We start from the raw sequence: 1,918 nt of genomic DNA, 5'->3' as shown, positions 1-1,918 counted from the left end.
TCATCATGCCCCAGAGCTCGCCCAGGAAAGGCACGCCGGCCAGCGGTTTGGCCAGCGCATCCAGGCCTTGCGCGATGCCTGCGCCGGCGGAAGGAATGACCAGGCCGATCCAGTTGGCGATGGAAGGCAGCAAGCCCAGCAGCAAGGCCGCGCCGACGGCAATCACCAGCACGGCTGGCTTGAAGATGCCGGAGAGTTTGCGGGCGGCAAGCACTGCGGCGACGATCGCGATGATGCCCAGTGCACCGGCCATTTCACCGGTGATGGCGCGCAGCATCGAGTAGTAAGGCGTGAAGTACCAGACCGGTGCGATGTGCGCAGGCGTCTTCAGCGGGTCGGCCGGGATGAAGTTGTTGTACTCCAGGAAGTAGCCGCCGAACTCGGGCGCGAAAAAGATGATCGCCGTGAAGATCATCAGGAAGACGCTCACACCGAAGATGTCGTGCACCGTGTAGTAAGGGTGGAAGGGTATGCCGTCCAGCGGGTGGCCTGCGGCGTCCTTCGGCGCATTCGGGCCCTTGATTTCAACGCCGTCGGGATTGTTGGAGCCGACTTCATGCAGCGCGATGATGTGCGCGGCMACCAGGCCCAGCAGCACCAGCGGCACGGCAATGACGTGGAAAGCAAAGAAGCGGTTCAGCGTCGCGTCACCGACCACATAGTCGCCGCGGATCAGCAGCGCGAGGTCAGGGCCGATGAAAGGGATGGCGGCAAACAGGTTGACGATCACCTGGGCGCCCCAGTAGCTCATCTGGCCCCATGGCAGCAGGTAGCCCATGAAGGCCTCGGCCATCAGGCACAGGAAAATCGCGCAGCCGAAGATCCAGACCAGCTCGCGCGGCTTGCGGTAGCTGCCGTAGAGCAGGCCGCGGAACATGTGCAGGTAAACCACCACGAAGAAAGCGGAAGCGCCGGTGGAGTGCATGTAACGGATCAGCCAGCCCCAGGGGACGTCGCGCATGATGTATTCGACAGAGCCGAAAGCCAGTGCGGCGTCGGGCTTGTAATTCATCGTGAGGAAGATGCCGGTGACGATCTGGATGACCAGCACCAGCATGGCCAGCGAGCCGAAGATGTACCAGAAGTTGAAGTTCTTCGGTGCGTAGTACTCGCTCATGTGCTCTTTGTAGAGCTTGCTGGCGGGAAACCGGTTGTCGACCCAGTTCATCGCCTTGACGGCGAGCGGGGCATCGGGGGAAATTTCTTTGAATTCAGCCATAACTGATCCTGGTTCGGTGGGATTCTTTGGCAAGCACCTGGTACGCGGCAGAAAGGTCGGCGGGTATCAGGTGCTGGCTACAGRGTCTTGTGAAGGAGCTTGGTTAACGCGGGTTAAGGCAAGCGCCTCAGGCCTTCTTGTCTTCACCAATCAGCAGACGGGTGTCCGAAAGGTACATGTGCGGCGGCACTTCCAGGTTGTCCGGCGCCGGCTTGTTCTTGTACACACGGCCGGCCATGTCGAAGGTCGAGCCATGGCAGGGGCACAGGAAGCCGCCGGCCCAGTCGTTGGGCAGCGAAGGCTGTGCGCCGGGCTGGAACTTGTCAGAGGGCGAGCAGCCCAGGTGCGAGCAAATGCCCACCACCACCAGCGTTTCGGGCTTGATGGAGCGGTTTTCGTTGCGGGCGTATTCGGGGGTCAGTTCGTCGGGCTTGCGCTCGGATTTGGGGTCGGCCAGGAGGGCATCGACCTTGGGCAGCTCGGCGAGCTGCTCGGGCGTGCGTTTGATGATCCAGACGGGCTTGCCGCGCCATTCCACCGTGATCTTTTCGCCGGGTTTCACGCCGGAGATATCGACCTCGACGGCCGCACCGGCAGCCTTGGCTTTTTCGGAGGGCTGGAAAGTGCTGACAAAGGGGATTGCGGTGGCTGCAACGCCTGCGCCGCCTACAGCGCAGGTGGCCACGAGCCAGTTTCTTT

General features: G+C 62.0%; 2 protein-coding genes. Both read right to left on the bottom strand.

The genetic code is table 11. The annotated features are described in order from the left end of the window. A partial coding sequence (locus AC1D1P_RS22065) for a cytochrome b (RefSeq protein WP_477674448.1) occupies positions 1-1,219 on the bottom strand: 1,219 nt, incomplete at its 3' end. A 127-nt stretch (positions 1,220-1,346) separates the two neighbouring features. Next, positions 1,347-1,904 (bottom strand): ubiquinol-cytochrome c reductase iron-sulfur subunit, encoded by a 558-nt coding sequence (gene petA / locus AC1D1P_RS22060; RefSeq protein WP_477674449.1) that lies wholly within the window; start codon positions 1,902-1,904, stop codon positions 1,347-1,349. Positions 1,905-1,918 lie beyond the last annotated feature (14 nt).

It is taken from the genome of Polaromonas sp. P1_E1_2 (genome assembly GCF_056406035.1).
The sequence above is the reverse complement of the archived record's forward strand: the minus strand, read 5'-3'. Positions and strand labels throughout refer to the sequence as shown.